General features: G+C 39.7%; 14 protein-coding genes. 6 read left to right on the forward strand and 8 right to left on the reverse strand.

All coding sequences use genetic code 11. The features are described 5' to 3' along the window. Positions 1-20 precede the first annotated feature (20 nt). Positions 21-1,154, reverse strand: coding sequence for a sensor domain-containing diguanylate cyclase (locus tag H6G06_RS22500; protein ID WP_190564266.1), 1,134 nt, complete (start codon positions 1,152-1,154; stop codon positions 21-23). Positions 1,155-1,550: 396 nt separating this feature from the next. After that, complete coding sequence (polA, locus tag H6G06_RS22505; protein ID WP_190564268.1) at positions 1,551-4,505, reverse strand: DNA polymerase I; 2,955 nt, start codon at positions 4,503-4,505, stop codon at positions 1,551-1,553. Positions 4,506-4,583: 78 nt separating this feature from the next. Here polA and H6G06_RS22510 point away from each other — a divergent pair, with 78 nt between their 5' ends. Beyond that, entirely contained in the window at positions 4,584-5,432 is an 849-nt protein-coding gene (locus tag H6G06_RS22510) for a Cof-type HAD-IIB family hydrolase (RefSeq protein WP_190564270.1), read from the forward strand. A 161-nt stretch (positions 5,433-5,593) separates the two neighbouring features. Here the strand turns inward: H6G06_RS22510 and H6G06_RS22515 are convergent, their stop codons facing one another. After that, a complete protein-coding gene (locus tag H6G06_RS22515; protein ID WP_422387059.1) occupies positions 5,594-6,499 on the reverse strand; it encodes a DALR anticodon-binding domain-containing protein in 906 nt (301 codons plus the stop codon). Between the two features lie 310 nt (positions 6,500-6,809). Here H6G06_RS22515 and H6G06_RS22520 point away from each other — a divergent pair, with 310 nt between their 5' ends. Further along, positions 6,810-7,529 (forward strand): Crp/Fnr family transcriptional regulator, encoded by a 720-nt coding sequence (locus H6G06_RS22520; RefSeq protein ID WP_190564274.1) that lies wholly within the window; start codon positions 6,810-6,812, stop codon positions 7,527-7,529. A 72-nt stretch (positions 7,530-7,601) separates the two neighbouring features. Here the strand turns inward: H6G06_RS22520 and H6G06_RS22525 are convergent, their stop codons facing one another. The 5 genes from H6G06_RS22525 to H6G06_RS22545 all read right to left on the reverse strand — a co-directional run bounded on the left by H6G06_RS22525 (position 7,602) and on the right by H6G06_RS22545 (position 13,059). Beyond that, positions 7,602-8,663, reverse strand: a complete 1,062-nt coding sequence (locus H6G06_RS22525) for a PstS family phosphate ABC transporter substrate-binding protein (RefSeq protein ID WP_190564276.1) — start codon at positions 8,661-8,663, stop codon at positions 7,602-7,604. A 164-nt stretch (positions 8,664-8,827) separates the two neighbouring features. Continuing rightward, complete coding sequence (locus H6G06_RS22530) at positions 8,828-9,415, reverse strand: nitroreductase family protein (RefSeq protein WP_190564278.1); 588 nt, start codon at positions 9,413-9,415, stop codon at positions 8,828-8,830. 31 nt (positions 9,416-9,446) lie between these two features. Next, the gene (locus H6G06_RS22535) at positions 9,447-10,520 is read right to left on the reverse strand and encodes a PstS family phosphate ABC transporter substrate-binding protein (protein WP_190564279.1); all 1,074 of its coding nucleotides are present in this window, start codon (positions 10,518-10,520) and stop codon (positions 9,447-9,449) included. 31 nt (positions 10,521-10,551) lie between these two features. Next, entirely contained in the window at positions 10,552-11,949 is a 1,398-nt protein-coding gene (locus H6G06_RS22540) for a protein kinase domain-containing protein (protein WP_190564281.1), read from the reverse strand. Between the two features lie 90 nt (positions 11,950-12,039). After that, on the reverse strand, positions 12,040-13,059 hold the full coding sequence (locus H6G06_RS22545; protein WP_190564283.1) for a LysR family transcriptional regulator: 1,020 nt from the start codon (positions 13,057-13,059) through the stop codon (positions 12,040-12,042). A 242-nt stretch (positions 13,060-13,301) separates the two neighbouring features. On the opposite strand from H6G06_RS22545, the gene H6G06_RS22550 reads away from it, so the two are divergent. The 4 genes from H6G06_RS22550 (at position 13,302) to H6G06_RS22565 (ending at position 18,714) form a co-directional block, all read left to right on the forward strand. Next, positions 13,302-14,018: an NnrU family protein gene (locus H6G06_RS22550; RefSeq protein WP_190564285.1), complete on the forward strand. Its 717-nt coding sequence runs from the start codon at positions 13,302-13,304 to the stop codon at positions 14,016-14,018. A gap of 323 nt (positions 14,019-14,341) precedes the next feature. Then, positions 14,342-14,728, forward strand: a complete 387-nt coding sequence (locus tag H6G06_RS22555; protein WP_190564287.1) for a thioredoxin family protein — start codon at positions 14,342-14,344, stop codon at positions 14,726-14,728. A 269-nt stretch (positions 14,729-14,997) separates the two neighbouring features. Beyond that, a complete protein-coding gene (locus tag H6G06_RS22560) occupies positions 14,998-17,085 on the forward strand; it encodes an NAD(P)H-quinone oxidoreductase subunit 5 (protein WP_190564289.1) in 2,088 nt (695 codons plus the stop codon). Positions 17,086-17,349: 264 nt separating this feature from the next. Then, complete coding sequence (locus H6G06_RS22565) at positions 17,350-18,714, forward strand: AbiJ-related protein (protein ID WP_190564291.1); 1,365 nt, start codon at positions 17,350-17,352, stop codon at positions 18,712-18,714. Positions 18,715-18,959: the final 245 nt, after the last annotated feature.

Raw genomic sequence — 18,959 nt, forward strand, 5'->3', positions numbered from 1 at the left:
AAAGAGTAAATACTAAATAACTAAATTTTATACCCCTTTTTATTTTTCTTAGCACGTTTTTGTTGATACATCAATTCATCTGCCAAAGTAATTAAATGATCTAAAGAAACTGGTTGGTTATAATCATAACTCACTACCCCTATACTCATTGACATATCAAACGGCTTATTTCCAGATTTATTATACTCATCAATAGACGATTGTAGTCGCCCTATCATTACTTCTAAACTAGGGTCATTACCTTGCAGTAATACCACAAATTCATCACCCCCCAATCTCCCCAAAGTATCGGATTGACGAAAAGTTTGTTTGATTAAGTTAGCAGCTGCAACTATAGCCGCATCACCTATTTCATGTCCTAATTGATCATTGATTTGTTTGAGTCCATCCAAATCAATAAACATTAAATAAGTAGGAATTTGAGTCCGTTGGGCTGACTTGAATTGTTGTTCTGCAACTACAAAAAATCCTCGTCGATTGTATAAATCTGTCAACTCATCAGTTAGAGAAAGACGACGCACCTCAGCCTCAGCAGCTTTTCGTTCTTCAATTTCCTTTTCTAAAGCAACAGTACGATCTTTTACTCGCTGTTCTAATTCTGAATAAACTTCTACATTTTCCATTGCTACAGAAGTAACATCTGCCAATGCCTGCAACACCTTGACTTCTTCTAAGGTAGGTTGATGGTGAATGGCCCAGTAAGTGCCAATAGCTCCTATGGGTTGTTGTGTGCGAATAGGAACCATCACCATACTTTTTATAAATGTAGGTTTATAGGCAACATGGGGAACGCGCTCATCAACACTTACATCTTCAATAATCGCAGGTTGATGGTTAAACATCGCCCAACCACCAATACAAATATTCATCGGAAATCTTTGACCTTTCCAAAGTGGGGCAATAGCATCCTCGTCAGCATAGTAACAGCAACCATTATCCTGTAGTACAAAACTAGCTCCATCTGATGCCGTCAAATCTCGTGCAGCTACCCGCACAATTTCCATAATTCTGTCTAAACTACGGGCTAGAGAAAGGTCTTGAACTACTAATAATAAACGTTCCATTGCCTGTAAGTATTGCCTAGTTGCATTACTTTCTGTTTTAAATCGAATTCGACAAGACAATGGTACGGAAATATCTTCTGTATTTTTCATATACCTATCTATGAGTTTCAAACACTCTTTAATGTTGATATAGTAGCTAGGTTGTGTTGGAAGAAACTATTTTTACTGAAATAGGACTTACGCAAGATTGAACTCAAAACCTAATTCTTGCGTAGGGGTAATTCATGAATTACCCCTACTTCCGTTCTGTTTTGCGTAAGTCCTGTGAAATATTCCCCGAATGATAAATTAACAAACAGCTTCTTTGATTACTATTAATCACCTACATTTATAATGCCAGTTCCAAGTAAATTATTAAAATTTTGTTAACAATATGTATTTTTTTTGTTATTGTACTTTTCATAACAATTAAAAATAAATTCATACGCATCAAAAATCGCTGCTACTCATAAATTTATTGCTAGGTTAGATGATTACGCGATTGCATTATTTCGTCTCCATCCAATTATCACCCGCACGCACATCAACAACTAAAGGAACACTTAAACTCACAGCATTTTCCATCACCGACTTAATTTGTATTTGCAATTCTTCCCATTCTGGCGGAGGAACTTCAAATACTAATTCATCATGCACCTGTAACAACAACCGCGCTTGATAATTCTTTAAAACCTCATGTAATTGCACCATCGCAATTTTAATAATATCTGCACTCGAACCTTGAATTGGTGCATTCGCAGCAGAACGTAATAACCCCGCATCATAAGCACCCAAATTTTTTAACTTACTCAAATTAATATCTTCTAAATCTCTACCTCTTAACTCTTGTAAGCTTTTACTAGTAAAATCTAAATAACGTCTTCTTCCCAAAATTGTTTCTACATAACCTTGAGAAATTGCTTGTTTTTTCACACCCTCCAAATATTTAAATACTAGGGGATATCGTTCATTAAATCGCTTAATAAATTCATTCGCATTAGCTTTATCTACACCTGTAGAACGTGCAAACTTAAGCGAACCCATCCCATAAATCACACCAAAGTTAATTGTCTTAGCAAAACGTCTTTCTTCTGATGTCACTTCTTCTTTTTCAAAGACTAACTTTGCTGTAACTGTGTGAATATCTTCATTTTGCTGATATGCTTTTAGTAATATAGGTTCTTGACTCAAATGAGCCAAAATTCTTAACTCAATTTGTGAATAGTCAGCAGCTACCATCAACCAACCAGATTCAGGTAAAAATGCTTTTCTAATTTGTCTGCTAAAAGCAGTACGGATAGGAATATTTTGTAAATTGGGATTAGAAGAAGATAACCTACCTGTAGAAGTTGCAGTTTGGTTAAAATCAGTATGTAACCGTTGACTTTGGGGATGTACCAACGCTGGTAAAGCATCTACATAGGTAGACTTTAATTTTGATAAAGTCCGATATTCAATAATCGCATCCACAAAACCAGTATCATCAATTTCTTGGAGTTTTTCTAAAGTTGCTGCGTCGGTAGAATAACCTGTTTGAATTTTGCGGGAATGTTTGGTACTTAAACCGAGTTTTTCAAACAAAATATAACTCAGTTGTTTAGGAGAACCTAAATTAAATGTTTCTCCAGCAATTTCAGTTGCTTGTATTTCTAATTTAGCTAATTCAGTTTCTAACTGCTGAGATAATTCTTGCAAATAACCGGAGTTAATTCTCACCCCTGTGTATTCCATTTCCGCTAACACTGCTTCTAGTGGTTGTTCTACTTCCACCAATAATTTCGCTAAATCTGGTGCTTTTTCTAATTCTGCACGCAATTTATCAACTAATTGAAATGTCGCATAAACTTGAGTACCACAATAATACGCTACTAAATTAATTCCAATATCAGCAATAGTTTTTTGTGGTTCTTTTTTACCTGTTTTGGGAACAATATCATTATATTCTGTTAACTGTAAACCCAAATGTCTTAAAGATAAATCACTTAAATTATGAGTAGTATCTGGATTAATCAAATAACTTGCTAACATCGGATCAAATACCACACCTGCTAAATTAATTCCCTGACATTTGAAAATTAATCTATCAAATTTAGCATTTTGAAAAGTTTTCGGATAATCAGCACTTTCCAAAATTGAACGTAATGCTGATAGCACTAAATTTAATTGTAAATTATTCCCTATTTTATGACCAACAGGAATATAAGCAACTTCATTTTCTCCTATTCCCCAACAACAACCAATTCCTACTAAATCAGCATCTCTAGGTTCTAAAGCTGTAGTTTCTGTATCCCAAGCGACGGGTTTTTCTGTGTTAGTGCATTTTTGGAGAATGCTAACTAATTCTTGTAATTTATCTTCTGTGTCAATGATACGTATCTGAATTGATGACTCAGGTAATTTTTCAGCCTTAGCTGTATCTTCAGCACTAAAAAACCATAAATCATCATTTTCTTCTGGTTCAATCTTATTAATTTCTTCTACTTTGGTTTCTAGAACCTTACCCCCAAATTTCTCTTGTAGTTGGTTGATTTGTTCTAAGAATTTCTTAAATTCTAATTTCTCTAAAATAGGAATTAAATTGTTAGTATCAAAACCTGTTAATTGACAATCTTCTAAATTGACTTCTATAGGTACATCGACAACTATCTGCGCTAAATATTGAGAATGCAGAGCATCTTCTTTACCTGCAATCAATTTTTCATGAGTTGAACCTGTGATTTCATCTAACTTTGCATAAATTTCAGCCAGAGAATTATAAGTATTGAGCAGTTTAACCGCTGTCTTTTCACCAATTCCTCTGACTCCAGGAATATTATCTGATTTATCACCGCAAAGAGCTTTAAAATCTACAATTTGTGTAGGTAATACGCCTAATTTTTCCTTAACTTGTTCTGCTTGAAATTCCGTGATGCTATTCGCAGAACGTTTTAAAGCTTCAGGACTAAAATTTAAAACTGTAATACCTTTTCTTTCATCAATTAGTTGGAATAAATCTCTATCTCCAGATAAAATCTTAACTCGATAACCAGCCGCAGACGCTTTTTGTGCTAAAGTTCCTAAAACATCATCCGCTTCATAACCTGGTGCTGTAAAAATTGGTAAATTTAAACCTCTCAATAATTCATTCAGGTTTTCTAAATCGGGAATAAAATCTTCTGGTGTTTCTACACGATCCGCTTTATAAGTATCATCTGCTTCATGGCGGAAAGTTGGCAATCCTAAATCAAATGCTACAGCTATAGCTTGCGGTTGTTGGGTTGTCATTACCTCCAATAAGCACTTAATAAAGCCAAAACAAACGCTAGTAGGAATACCCGCTTTTGTTCGTAGTCCTCCGTTTTTACCTTTAGCAAATGCAAAATAGGAACGAAACGCTAAAGAATGTCCGTCTACAAGGATGATGGTGGGACTGGTTGTGGTTGGAGAATTAGAAATCACCTGATTAGCCAAAGTTGGGAACATAACGCTATTTTAACTAGTGCCTAGAGACTGTTAATCTCTTACTGGAACGATTACTAGAACCACGTACCTGCTAATCTTATGGCATCTATCAACAATCAGGCTCAAGATAGAAGAGATATTAAGCTACTGGTATTAGATATAGATGGTACTATTGCCGGACATGACAACCAAGTGAGTGCAACTGTCAAGCAAGCCATTCAAGCAGTCCAAGCAAAAGGCGTTAAGGTGGCTATAGCCACGGGTAGAATGTATTGTTCAGCTTTGCGGTTTCATCAAGACATTAAATCAACTCTACCATTGGTAGCTTATCAAGGAGCTTGGATTCAAGATCCAAGTAACCAAACAATTCATCGTCATTTATCTGTAACTAGGGAAATTGCCCATCAACTACTGGACTATTTTGAACAGCCAGAGTTGCGATCGCTCCTCTCTGTTCATTTTTACATCAATGACCAACTTTACGTGCGGGAAATCACGACAGAAACAGAAAGTTATGCAGTACGCTGTGGTGTCACTCCCTTTCCCGTTGGTGATTTGCGTCAAGTTTTAACTAATGAACCTACCAAAGTTTTAGCTTTGTGCGACGACGCGAATTTAATTAGGGAACTCTTGGGGAATTTACGCCTTCAATACACGCCAGCAGAACTATATATGACAACTTCCGTTGCTACCTTTTTTGAAGCAACTAACCCCTTTGTCAACAAAGGAACTGCTGTCCGCTATCTTGCAGAAGAACTGCTGGGATTAGAAAGCAATCAAGTTATGACTATTGGGGATAACTTCAATGATGTGGAAATGCTAGAGTATGCGGGTATTGGTGTGGCTATGGGTAGCGCCCCAGAACAAGTACAAGCGATCGCTAATTGGGTAGCTCCTATTGTAGAAAATGATGGGGCAGCGATCGCTATAGAAAAATTTTTGCTTTAAACATACTCTAAACATCAGAAAGGACACCGACGACTGGCCGTGTTTCGTCTCGGTGTCCTTGCTGGTTCGCTCCTCACACACCAGACAATATATCCCAGTAGATTGATCGCGTCAATAGCTGTAATCACAATTTTGAGTTTTTGTCAGTGAAATAGGCTCAATCACAACTCCAGAGGCGCAAAAACCCCCAATTTCGTTTCTAAGACAGACCTTAAAACCAACTGCGTAGCTATCAGCAATCCCAACCTAGCCTGAGCTAACTCTGGTGAATTAGTTTTCACTTCTCCCCAAATCCGACAGTTACACCAGAAACTGTCAAAAGCCTTGCTTAATTTCACTGCTGCTGTTTCCCAGTAAACTGAACTGCTAGAATCAGGAAATACCAAATCGTCTACCATTTTTACCAACTGGTGAATCAGACGAACTTCATCCGGTTGATGGAAACGTAGTTTTTGCTCACAGTCCAGCCAAGGTATAGGTTGCGCGGGAATGAAACTTTCATCATCGGAAATTGATTTTTTCAGTTTAATCAACCCCTCGCGATCAGCCAGTTGTATTAATGAGCAGCAGCGTGCATGAGTATATTGAATATCAAATAATAATTGGTTTTTATTTTCCCGTTCCCAGGAGGCAGGAGGCAGAAGGCAGGAGTTAAGGAATTCTTCCCCTCTTCCCAGTCCCCAGTCCCCCATTTTCTCTAAGCTGGCAACTCCGCCTGTCAGATTATCTAACCAAGCTGCTAAGGTAGGATCAGTTAGTTCTATATGAATCAAAGCAGGAGGAACTATTTTAACGTTGAAAATTTCGCCGCAAGTTGTTGATAGGTGAGCAGCGATTCCGCTAACAATTGGCATCACTTTTGAATTGTCAGCAGCGGAAATTTGCAAAGCTACGCTAGAAATATATAAAATTTTTTTGCCATCTGTACCTTGATATAGAGGCACTTTTCCCTTTTTTATCCATAGAATTTTCTCATCCTTGGTATAAACACTTAGAAAATTCATGAAATGGATATATACTAAAAGTTTAATTGAGGTATACTTCTTAAACAGTAGCCAATGATGCACGTAGTTATTTAGAAAACTTTTACGGTTATCACGATTTTATCCTGTTCCATCCACCTTTAGATAGAAGTTTAGTCTAAGTAAAGAAAAATGAGAGTAGGATAAAATTTCATGAATAATCGATGAATAATTAGTAAACTTTACTACCCTCATTGTACAGTAAGAAGTATAACAAAAGAGTAGAGGGCAAATTTGCTTTCTACACTTTGGATGGCTGACGCTGTTAGGCGTTAAGCCTACCCTGTTAACACAAAGACACTCCTTGCACCTTTTTATTTAGTCTTTGTCTTCAGCCTAACGCTCTTTGTTACCTATGCAATCTCAATCCTCCTTTTCCGAGGCATCACGGCCTTTCTTAACTTGGCAACGAATTCTTGATTGGGCTCAAGAACACTACCGCTGCCGCACCTTCAGCAAAGATGAGCGCATTCCCGCCAGACCCGGATTGCTATATTTAGTGCAGAGAGGTGCAATTCGCATGGTAGGAACTGCCCAAGTAAGTGCTACTGCCAGCCAGCTAACATCACGACGCATCAACAGAACCCCAGAAGAAGCCTTTTTGGGTTTCGTGGGAGCAGGACAACCATTTGAAATCGTTGCTCAGTCACCCTTTACACTCCAAGCTTACGCTCACGTTGACCAAACTGCGGTGCTATGGATGTACTGGCATGATTTGGATAACTGGCCTCACTTCCGTCGTGAAGTAATGGATGCCTTTAGATATCAACACCAGCGCAAGCTTTTGTGGCTAAGTGCTTTGGGACAACGACGCACAATTGACCGACTTCTAGGATTTCTCACCTTGTTGATTGAGGAATATGGAGAGCCATCAATGAGCGAAACCGATCCTGATGTAATTCGCGGCTATTGCCTTCCCTTCCCCCTCACCCATGCCCAAATTGGCAGCGCCATTGGTTCTACTCGCGTCACCGTTACCCGCTTGATGGGTAAATTGCGTCAGCGTGGACTAATCCTCACCCAAGGGGATAATTTGATTTGCTTGCCAGCAGAGTCAATTAACAGAGCCAGCTAAAGCAAACTCACAAAGCCAATGTGAAGCCTACAAGTTGGTTATTGATATATTCCAAGCTATGACTAGCAGGTGTCAGCGGATTTTAACAAACCCAGCCTGGGTAATTAGTTCCTGTCCCTGCTCTGTTAGCAGTAAGTTAGCATAAGCAACACCGGCTTGCTCCTCAGTTTGACCATTCTGTTTGACCACCACAAACAGATTACGGGTAATCGGGTATTTTCCTGATTGAAAAGCCTTAATGTTCAATTGGTTCCGTTGATCAGGACATTGATTAGGGAGAATAAATGGTTCTTGATAAGGAGCAATGTATTGCCCTGCCGCTCGTCCCAAAGGTAAGGGTTTAATGGAACATTGAGGAACAACCTCTGGGGCAGAAGCGTAATAGATGCCACCAGGACTATCAGCCACCTTTTTTAAGGCTTGGGTGGTCGTAGAGACAAACTCGACTTGGGAACTGAAAGCTTGACCACCCAAAATGTCTTGGACAAAAAGTTCAACTGTGCCGCCATCACTAATACGGCGCGAATATGCCTTGATCGGCAGATTCGGTCCACCCACTTGCTGCCAATTATTAATCTTGCCTGTGTAGATGGATTTTAGCTGGTCTATTGTCAATCCGGGGATATTCAGGTCGGGATTTACGGCTACAGCTAACCCATCAATTGCTACAGGAATTTGATTGAGTTTGAACCCACGCTGCTGGGATCGGCTTAACTCTTCATCTAAAACTGGTCGGGAAGACTGGGCAAAAGTTAGTTGACCGTCTATTAATGACTGTATGCCAGTGCCAGAACCAGGAGCAGCATTACTGGGTTGTACATAACGTAGCCGAAATTCTGGACGTGCTGCTTGAATTGCTGGATCAATTGCCAACCGCATCGGGGCCCAAGATGTACTGCCTCCATAGTTAAATAATCCTGTGGGGACATTCTGCACAGTGGCAAAGGTTGTACCTTGAGCTTGTACTGATTGCTGATTTTGATTGCTGGAGCTAGAACTGTTGGACTGGGAATTAACAATTGTATTCAGGTCAACGGTTGATTTTTTAGTAAACCACCAAAAGCCTCCACCTATTAGTAATAACGTTGTGAATAGAGATAGGACGAGAACTAGTGTTTCATTTTTTTGAGACATAGTGAATTACCACTCTTGTTGTACAGAGTAAGATTTAGTATTTGGAAGTATTAATTTTTTTTGCAAACATTCTCATAAAAGGAGTCAGGAGTTATGGGAGGCAAAAGGCAAAAGTCAGGAAAAGAAATTTCCTCTCTGCACCCCTGCACCCCCTGCTTCTCCGTTTAACTTTCTCCCCAAGTGCCGGTAAATACAAATGTATGTTGTGGTTTGCGTTGACGTGGTGCAAACTCACGTTGTTGGTATTGTTCAGGTAAGGTTTGGGGATCGCCTGGATAACCAACTGCGATCGCTGCTATTGGTTCATAGTTCTCTGGAATGTTGTACAGTTCTTGCGCCTTAGCTAGATCAAATCCTCCCATCTGATGAACAAATAAACCCAAGGAGGTAGCCTGAGTGGTGAGACTGCAAACCGCTGCTCCGGCATCATAAAAAGCATGACGGTTTGGGTTGCCATTCTTCTCAAAATTAAGCTTGGCTACCGATATCATCAGCACCGGCGCATTTTTTGCCCATACTTGATTTGCTTCTACCAGACAACTTAGCAACTTGCTAAATTCTTGGGGATTTTCCTGAGTGGCAACAATAAAATACCAGGGTTGCTCATTGTAACAAGATGCTGTCCAACGAGCAGCTTCTAACAAACTGCAAAGTGTTTCTGCTGTAATGGATTTGTTGGAAAATGCTAAAGGACTCCAACGTTGTTGCAATAAGGGATGGATTGGATATTGAGAATTAGCTGGTTTTTCCATGATTGTTTTGAGTGAGGTGTGATTAACTAAACTATTTAATTCTAATAAATCCTGCTTTTTCAATTAATTCTTGACCTTGAGATGTTAATAACCAATTTGCATAAGCTTCTCCTGCTTGTTGATCTGTTTGACTATTTTGTTTAACAATCACAAATAAATTGCGAGTGATGGGATAATTACCATTGCGTAAATCTTCGACATTCAACTGATTAAGCTTGATGGGACATTCAGATGTCGGTACATAAGGTTGTTGATATGGTGCTATAAATTCTCCTTTTTTACGCCCTACTGGTAAGGATTTAATAGTACATTGGGGGACGATTTCTGGGGCAGAAGCGTAATAAATTCCTCCTGGTGTTGTGGCTATTTTTCTGATGGCTTCTGTTGTTGTCCCCATGTAAATAACGTTCTTGCCAAAGTTTTCTTTATTGAGGACGTTTTCTACAAAGAATTCTACTGTACCACCAGATTCTTGAGTACGAGATAGGGCTTGAATTGGCAAATCTACACCACCTACATCTTTCCAGTTGGTAATTTTCCCTGTGTAAATATCTTTGACTTGAGCAACAGTTAAGCCTGGGATATTGAGTTGAGGGTTAACAGCGATCGCTATGCCATCAATTGCTACAGGAATTTCTTTGAGACTAAATCCTTTTTGTTGAGCTTTTACATTTTCTTCGGCTTTAATTGAGCGAGAAGATTGAGAAAAAGCTAGTTGATTATTTATCAACATCTTAATTCCTGTTCCTGAACCTGGTTTGTCATTGATGGGTTGAGTGTAACGTAAACCAAACTGAGGGCAAATGTTTAATAATACTGAATCGACATCTTTTCTAATTGGTGCCCAGGTTGTGCTGCCACCATAACTAAAGATTCCCTGTGGTAAATTGGGTACGTTACAATTATTGTTTGGGGAATTGTTGGAATTGATTAAGTTATTACTGGGATTGCCAGCATTAGAATTACTAGAAGTAGGTGTATTACTAACTTGACTTTTATTAATGTTTGCCCAACGTTCCATTAAAAACCATAGTCCTCCAAAAATTAAAGTAATAGTAGTTATCAGAGACAAAAAAATTACCAGAGTTTCTTTTTTTTGAGACATAAATTAATTTTTCACTTTTACTGAATGCTTGTTAAATAATTGAAGATATCAATTTATAAATCAGACGAAATATAGTTGTTACTGCAATGGCAATTAAGGCAGAAGTAACTGCAAAAATAAGCACTTGCTGCATGACAATACCACTTCGTAAAAAGGGGATTATAAATATAATTGCAAAACTAATTGTGGGGATAATTAATAAGTCAAATTTTTCTAACCAGCGTTTGGTTTGAGCAAAAATTAAACCACTCAAAATCACAACAGAAATAGCCAAAGTGATGATGGGATTTTTGACTAAGCTCAAAAGAGCGATCGCTATTAATGCCCCTTCAAACCCACTAAAAGCAGCCCCAGCTAGTAATTCCCATGTAGCAAACGCTGATTGTATTGGAATTGGTTTTTGTGGTGGTTTTTGTCCTTGTGGTTTTGGTGGATGTGCTTGTTTTTGTGGTGGTAATGCTGTGGGAAGAATTGTGGGAGGTGGTGGAGAAAGGGCTTCTAGAACTTCTGCGGCTGACTGAAAGCGTTGACTAGCAGCAGGTAGCAGCATTTTGTCTAAAATATCAGCTAGTCTGTCGTTGATAGTGGCTTGTGTTCGCCATTGCCACTGATTGCTATAAGCATCAAATAGTTTATTTGCTTCTTTTCCTGTTATTAAAGTAATTAGAGTAACAGCTAAAGCGTATAAATCAGTAGATGGAAATACTTGACCTCCTGACATTTGTTCTGGGGGTGCAAATCCCATAGAATAAATTCCCGTGGAAGCAGTAGAACCACCAGGGGCATTAGTCACTTGTTTGACTGCACCAAAATCTAAAAGGAATAGTCTACCATCCCGACGACGCATGATATTAGAAGGTTTAATATCTCTGTGAATAATGCCTCTGTCGTGGATAAAAGTGAGAACTGGCAGAATTTCTGTGAGTATTTGTGTTACTCCGACTTCCGAAAATTTGCCCTCTTGGACTAATTCTTCTTCTAAATTCTGTCCATCAATATATTCTTGGACAAGATAAAAAAATTGCTCTTTTTCTCCTAGTTGTAAACTTTGAACCGTGACAGGGAAGAAAGCAAATAAGTCAGGAATTTGCTCATGTTCATTACCTATCTGAGCTAAAACTTCTGCTTCTCGTTCAAATAGGTTTTGTGCTAATTGAAGTTGATCTGCGGTGAGATTTCCTGCTGGTTGAAATTGCTTAACTACACATTTTCGCATTCCGGGTATGCGGCGATCGCTTGCCAAAAATGCAGCACCAAAGCCTCCTCTACCCAGGAGTTTAGTGGGTACATATCGACCATCTAATAGTAACGGCATACCGCAACTAGTGCAGTATTTTTGCTGAGTTGTTTTTAACGTTGTAACGTCATCTAAATCTGCAAAATGGTTTTTTGGACGAGCGCAACGTGGACGAGTGCAGTAAACTTCCATGTTAGTTATTGGTCATTAGTCATCAGTCATTAGTCATTAGTCATTAGCTATCTACTTTTGACTAATGACGCTTGACTACTGACAAAATGTTTAGTTTGGGTCAGATGAGTTGGCCGTTGCTGTATCTATATCTAATGTAGTTACCACTAGATTCTTTTGTGATAATTTTAACGTGTCTCCATCCCATCCAGGGGTAGCAAACTGGGGTAAAATTTCCTGACTAAAGGCTTCTGCGGCTTTGGATCTATAGCGATTGGGATTAACAATCAGCCAAAGAGTTCGCTTGACGACTACACCTTCAATGGGGGTACAGTGCAGCACACCCATTTGTAATTCTTTAGCGATCGCTGAGGTGGAGACAAAAGCAGCCCCCAAACCAGATTGCACAGCATTTTTAATTGCTTCAATGGAATTTAGTTCCATTTCAAATTTAAAACGTCTAGTATCAATTTCACAGCGTGCTAGTACTTGATCAATGACTTTGCGGATAGTAGATTGGGAGTCAAGAGCAATGAATTGTAATTTATATAGGTCTTCTTTTTGAATGGTGTCGAGTTTGGCAAACGGATGGAATGTAGGTAAAATCAGAGCCAGTTCATCTTCAGCGTAAGGAACAATTTCCAAAGATTCTGCCAATTCACCGGGAATTTCACCACCAATAATAGCTAAATCAACTTGTCCGTTAGCCACACTCCAAGCCGTGCGACGGGTAGAGTGGACGTGTAATTGTACTGCCACATCGGGATATTTTTGTCGAAACATCCCAATCATGCGCGGTAAAAGATAAGTGCCGGTAGTTTGAGAAGCTCCGACAATTAAAGTACCACCTTGAAGATTTTGTAAATCCTCAATAGCGCGGCAGGTTTCTTGACACAGACTGAGAATTTTTTCACCGTAGCTCAGGAGTAGATGCCCTGCTTCGGTTAATTGAGCGCGTCGTCCTCCCCTGTCAAATAAGGGGACATCCAGCTGGCGTTCTAGGTTTTGGACTTGTAAACTTACAGCTGGTTGGGAGACGTAAAGACTATCAGCGGCGCGTTTGAAGCTCCCTTCTGCGGCGATCGCTTTGAGAATGCGTAACTGATCTAAAGTGAAAGGAAGGTCAGACATAAGGCTCAAACCACAAACTTTGAAAGGAGCGGATTTGGCAATAAATCAGAGTGGATAGCTTTGTAGCTAGGCATGATTTATGACATTGTTAACATTTTGAAGGCTTGATACGAAAAAGACATTACCACAACATCTTGACAAAAATCCTCTTGTGTATAATCTGTTAAAGGTCAAGATGCTTACCAATAGTACCTTCTTTCATTGGGAATTTTGAATTTTTAATCTGGAATTGAGTTGTGTCTATGATGACAAATCCTTGGTTTACCTCCAGTCATTTTGTGATCCTGGGGTTACAATTAGCTTTTGCGATTGCCCACAGCGGAGGCGCTGCTTTGCGTCCTTGGGCAGAAAAATTCATCGGACCAAGGCTTTATCGCATTCTGTTTGCATTAGTTAGCTTACCCTTAGCGGTGATATTAATTACTTACTTTTTTAACCACCGCTATGATGGCTGGCAACTTTGGCAGGTGCAAGGCATACCGGGAGTAAAACCAGTAGTTTGGGTACTATCAGCGATTTCGTTTTTATTTTTATATCCTGCTACCTTCAATCTACTAGAAATTGCGGCTATTCAAAAGCCCCAAGTCCATCTTTATGAGACAGGAATTATGCGTATAACCCGCCATCCGCAAATGGTGGGGCAAGTGATTTGGTGTGTTGCCCATACCCTATGGCTAGGTACTACCTTTACTTTTGTCACATCAATGGGTTTAATACTACACCACTTATTTGGGGTTTGGCATGGCGATCGCCGTTTAAGCAATCGCTATGGAGAAGCTTTTGCAGCCGTCAAACAGCGAACTTCAATTATTCCCTTTAAAGCAATTCTTGATGGTCGTCAATCTATCCAATGGCAGGAATTTTTTCGTCCTGCTTACTTAGGAGTTGCCATTTTTGTAGCCTTGCTTTGGTGGTCTCACCCCCTGTTAATCGTAGCAACTAGTAGGATAATATGGTAGTTTTAAGTGATCCCCAAGATAAACATAAAATATCAATCTCATCAAAATTGCCACTTATCAATTACCACCAAATCAAGGTAGGATGAATTCAAATAGCTGTCAGTGAGGGTTTCCTCAGTCGGTTTGAGATTTAGTATTGGTATTTGCTGATCGATTGACTTTCTTGGGGAGGAAACGGCAATCAGAAGTTGAACATTAAAAAAAAGCTACCGTGAATTTTATCACGCTGGCTTTTTTGTCAGAGACACCATAAGAAACTGACTTGCCAATCCCTGCTACTGGTAGTTACTTTGATATAAAAACCTTATAATTCAAGAGGCGTCATGGTGTTGTCGGTAAGTGAGCGGACATTTACTCAAGAAGTTTTAGAATCTCCAATTCCTGTATTAGTTAATTTTGAGGCTCCTTGGTGTGGCTTGTGTCGCATCATCCACCCGCTGTTGCTGCAATTTCAAGCTCAATGCGGTGACGAAATTAAACTTGTGGGGGTTAACGCCGACCAAAATTTCAAGCTATCTACCACCTATAGACTTAAATCACTACCGACTTTACTGTTGATTGAAAAAGGACTGGTTCGACAGCGCCTGGAATGTTTTCGCAGTAGAGACGATTTACGTCTGGCCTTAGAAGAAATTAAACTCAGCTACATTAGCAGCCCTAAAACCTACAATATACCAACAACAGCCGACTTGGAGTGTCAATCAGCGTAATTGGAGGCAGGGGGCAGCGAGCAGGGGAGGAAAGGCAAGCAGGGGAGGCACGAGATTATGTTCCTCCGCTTCCCCCATCTCCCCAGTCCCCAGTCCCCAAATATAAAACCATGCTTAACACCCCACCCAAAGCTGATTGAGTGGGGTATTTTATCCTCAAGGGTGTGTGTCACAATTATTAACAGTTCCGACCTGGACAGTTAGCTGTGGAAGAATTTACTACAGCACTGTCCTCAATTTGTCAAGAATTTTAAAAGTAGGCGTCAGTGATGGAAGTAATCTATCAGTATGCCTGGCTGATTCCAGTGTTACCTCTTTTAGGAGCAATGCTGGTCGGTCTAGGGCTAATCTCGATAAATCAGGTGACAAACCGCCTGCGACAGCTTAACGCTGTGGTAATTATCTCCCTGATGGGAGCAGCTATGGGGCTGTCGTTGGCCTTGCTGTGGAGTCAATATCAAGGCCATGCGCCTTATCTCCGTACCTTAGAATGGGCATCAGCAGGTAATTTTCATCTGACGATGGGCTACACTATCGACCACCTAACAGCCCTGATGTTGGTGATTGTGACAACGGTAGCCTTCCTAGTCATGATTTACACTGATGGCTACATGGCGCATGACCCTGGTTACGTGCGGTTTTACGCCTATCTCAGCTTATTCGGCTCTTCAATGTTAGGTTTGGTGGTCAGTCCCAACCTGGTACAAATTTATATCTTCTGGGAATTAGTAGGGATGTGTTCCTACCTCCTAGTGGGCTTTTGGTACGATCGCAAAGCAGCAGCAGATGCTTGTCAAAAGGCATTTGTAACTAACCGGGTGGGTGACTTTGGTCTACTCCTGGGCATTCTGGGGCTATTTTGGGCAACAGGCAGCTTTGATTTCATGATTATGGGCGATCGCTTATCTGAACTCGTAGAATCAGGTTCTATTAGCAATTTCCTCGCCATCGTCTTAGCAATTTTAGTTTTCCTCGGTCCAGTTGCCAAATCTGCCCAATTTCCCCTCCACGTCTGGCTACCAGATGCAATGGAAGGTCCTACCCCCATTTCTGCCCTCATCCATGCGGCAACAATGGTGGCAGCGGGTGTATTCCTAATTGCGCGGATGTACCCAGTGTTTGAACACGTTCCCGCAGCTATGAACGTGATCGCCTTCACAGGGGCATTTACAGCATTTTTGGGCGCGACTATCGCTATTACCCAAAACGACATCAAAAAGGGCTTGGCTTACTCCACCATTTCCCAACTCGGTTACATGGTGATGGCTATGGGAGTAGGCGCTTACAGTGCGGGATTATTCCACCTGATGACCCACGCCTATTTTAAGGCGATGCTATTCCTGGGTTCAGGCTCGGTAATTCACGGTATGGAAGGCGTGGTTGGCCATGATGCTGTATTAGCACAGGATATGCGCTTAATGGGTGGACTGCGGAAATATATGCCTGCCACCGGTATCACTTTCTTAATTGGTTGTTTGGCAATTTCCGGAATTCCTCCCTTTGCTGGTTTTTGGTCAAAAGATGAAATTCTCGGTGCGGCTTTTGCAGCTAACCCCCTGCTGTGGTTCATTGGTTGGGTGACTGCTGGGATTACCGCTTTTTATATGTTTAGAATGTATTTCTCGACATTTGAAGGCAAATTCCGGGGTAATGATGAGAAAATCAAAACCCAACTCAAGAATGCTGCGGCTGCTGCGGCTGAAAAATTAGGTGCTGTGGAATTAGCGCCTAACTTTGGTCCTGGGGCGATGAAAAAAGGCGAACTGGATAGTCACTCTCACGACTCCCACGGACATCACAGCACTTCTCCTCATGAGTCTCCTTGGACAATGACTCTACCGTTGTTGGTGTTGGCTATCCCTTCGATGTTAATTGGTTTGATAGGTACTCCCTACGCCAATTATTTTGAGCAGTTCATCTTTTCTCCTAACGAAAATTTGGCTGAAGTAATGGAAAAGGCTGCGGAATTTGACCCCCATGAGTTTTACATTATGGCGGGTAGTTCTATTGCTATTTCTGTTGTGGGTATTACTTTGGCGGTGCTGATGTATTTAGCCCGGAAAATTGACCCCGCTGCGATCGCATCCAAAATCAAACCACTGTATGAATTATCGTTGAACAAGTGGTATTTTGACGATATTTATCATCGTGTGTTTGTGCTTGGTTTGCGTCGTGTGGCTAGACAAGTGATGGAAGTTGATTTCCGTGTTGTTGACGGTGCGGTTAATTTAACTGGTTTCTTTACTTTGGTTAGTGGTGAAGGTCTGAAATACCTGGAAAGCGGTCGGGTTCAATTCTATGCTCTGATCGTTTTTGGGGCTGTTTTGGGCTTGGTGATCGTTTTTGGTGTTACCTGATTTTAATGGGGGCGGTTTGTCCGCCCCTGGATTGTTTTTTTGCACGCAGAGGCGCAGAGTCGCGGAGAGGATTTTTGTTTCGCGCAAAGGCGCAAAGTTATTGAACCACGAAGACGCGAAGGACACGAAGGAAGAAAGAAAGAAAGAAAGAAGATAGGATAGGTAATTTTGTATAGAGGTTGATTTGAGCTAGGATTTTTAGGTAAGGTATAAAAATATTTATTATTGCATCTACTGTGTAGACACCCAATCCATCTATTATTGATGACAACTAAACCACCTCTCAATAAACTACGTGAAGCAATAGCTGATGCTTTAGCTGAAGAAAAATCTTACAATTTGCCAAAAGTTTGTGAAGAATTTGGTCTATCTCCTGGTACTAATGAAGAGGCACACTCTAGCAAAAGAGTTTATGTTAAACAACGTCTTATCGGAAAATCAGAGGAGATTTTAATTAAATTATCACAGAGAGTATTAAAGGATTATTCTTCAGAAGAACTTCGCAAAATACTTACCCAATTTATATCAGGTAATTTTAAAATATCTTTAATTAACCGAAAAAATATATTAGATGAGTTAATTATAAAATCTGAAGAATTAACTATACATGGAAAGTTAGATTTAATTGACTTTCTCAAACGCATCTGGTCATTAGATACAATGCCACCTACTGACAAATATTTTAAATCGGCAGCACAAGAAATTACACAGCGCATGGTTAAGACCCATGAATGGAACTACCATTACTTGTTCAATAGTTATTTAGGCTTAACAGATAGTTCCGACGAAATGTTATTTCGATTTATGGAGGAAGTTACTCATCCATTGGTACAAGAACCAGAGATTCAAAAATTTTTAGTTAATCTCATAAATAATCATTTAGTTAAAGATAGTTATCGCTTAGAAGCAAAAGAAGAGATATCAGGACTTCCACTTTACCAAGTAATTAAGATTGGGTCAGGTGTTAGTGGTAACATAAAGAACTTAATATTTGCAGCAAATGGACCAAAACCAGAATTAATACTCGAAGACTCTATCAACAATGATATTCGTATTGTTAAAAATGGAGAGTTTTGTCTTATTTATGATCAACCTATTCCTAGTTCTGGATTATTTTGGAAGAATTTAGTTTCTTGGTGGGCGAAAAAATTAAATACTGAATGTCCTACTAGAGAAACAGAGGAATCCCTTTACAAGCGTCTAGTAAGTTCTTTAGCTTCCCCACCTGAAAAGTTATTATTTTCTACATATTATACAAAATTGCGGGATACTCCCGGTGAATTTTTACCCGCCTTGATCCCTCAAGTTTATTTACACTATGATCCATACACTTTAAGGGAATTAAAGGAAAAAAGAATACCAAGACAAAGAATGGACTTTTTAATCCTCTTTTCTCATCAGGAAAGAGTAGTAATAGAGGTTGATGGTAAACAACATTATGCTGATGATAATATTGCCAGTCCTAAAAAATATGCTGACATGGTTGCTGAAGATCGAAAGCTCAAACTAGCTGGTTATGAAATTTATAGGTTTGGGGGATATGAATTAGAGGGAGAGTCTGGAAAGTATTTGGTCGAGAATTTCTTTGATGAACTTATTAAAAAATATATTAAGGGAGCTAAGTTGTAGGGTGCGTTATGATCTGGAAAATATTATAAAACATACATTAAATTATCAACGCGACGTAACGTAGATTGATTAACAATATTAAATTTAATCAATTTAATCAATTTTGGTGCGTTACGCTTCGCTAACACACCCTACTGTCTGAATCAGGATAACCAGGATTTAAGGATGTACAGGATGTAGAAAAAAACTCATCTTTAAAATCTGAAATATTCCCATATAAATATTCATACAAAATCCTGTGAATC

This window comes from Anabaena sphaerica FACHB-251, from assembly GCF_014696825.1.
Taxonomy (GTDB): Bacteria; Cyanobacteriota; Cyanobacteriia; order Cyanobacteriales; family Nostocaceae; genus RDYJ01.

What these genes read in the sequence shown, in the direction of transcription:
- H6G06_RS22500 (WP_190564266.1), bottom strand. Translation starts at nt 1,154, where the DNA reads ATGAAAAATACAGAAGATATTTCCGTACCATTGTCTTGTCGAATTCGA.
- polA (WP_190564268.1), bottom strand. Translation starts at nt 4,505, where the DNA reads ATGTTCCCAACTTTGGCTAATCAGGTGATTTCTAATTCTCCAACCACA.
- H6G06_RS22510 (WP_190564270.1), top strand. Translation starts at nt 4,584, where the DNA reads ATGGCATCTATCAACAATCAGGCTCAAGATAGAAGAGATATTAAGCTA.
- H6G06_RS22520 (WP_190564274.1), top strand. Translation starts at nt 6,810, where the DNA reads ATGCAATCTCAATCCTCCTTTTCCGAGGCATCACGGCCTTTCTTAACT.
- H6G06_RS22525 (WP_190564276.1), bottom strand. Translation starts at nt 8,663, where the DNA reads ATGTCTCAAAAAAATGAAACACTAGTTCTCGTCCTATCTCTATTCACA.
- H6G06_RS22530 (WP_190564278.1), bottom strand. Translation starts at nt 9,415, where the DNA reads ATGGAAAAACCAGCTAATTCTCAATATCCAATCCATCCCTTATTGCAA.
- H6G06_RS22535 (WP_190564279.1), bottom strand. Translation starts at nt 10,520, where the DNA reads ATGTCTCAAAAAAAAGAAACTCTGGTAATTTTTTTGTCTCTGATAACT.
- H6G06_RS22540 (WP_190564281.1), bottom strand. Translation starts at nt 11,949, where the DNA reads ATGGAAGTTTACTGCACTCGTCCACGTTGCGCTCGTCCAAAAAACCAT.
- H6G06_RS22545 (WP_190564283.1), bottom strand. Translation starts at nt 13,059, where the DNA reads ATGTCTGACCTTCCTTTCACTTTAGATCAGTTACGCATTCTCAAAGCG.
- H6G06_RS22550 (WP_190564285.1), top strand. Translation starts at nt 13,302, where the DNA reads ATGATGACAAATCCTTGGTTTACCTCCAGTCATTTTGTGATCCTGGGG.
- H6G06_RS22555 (WP_190564287.1), top strand. Translation starts at nt 14,342, where the DNA reads ATGGTGTTGTCGGTAAGTGAGCGGACATTTACTCAAGAAGTTTTAGAA.
- H6G06_RS22560 (WP_190564289.1), top strand. Translation starts at nt 14,998, where the DNA reads ATGGAAGTAATCTATCAGTATGCCTGGCTGATTCCAGTGTTACCTCTT.
- H6G06_RS22565 (WP_190564291.1), top strand. Translation starts at nt 17,350, where the DNA reads ATGACAACTAAACCACCTCTCAATAAACTACGTGAAGCAATAGCTGAT.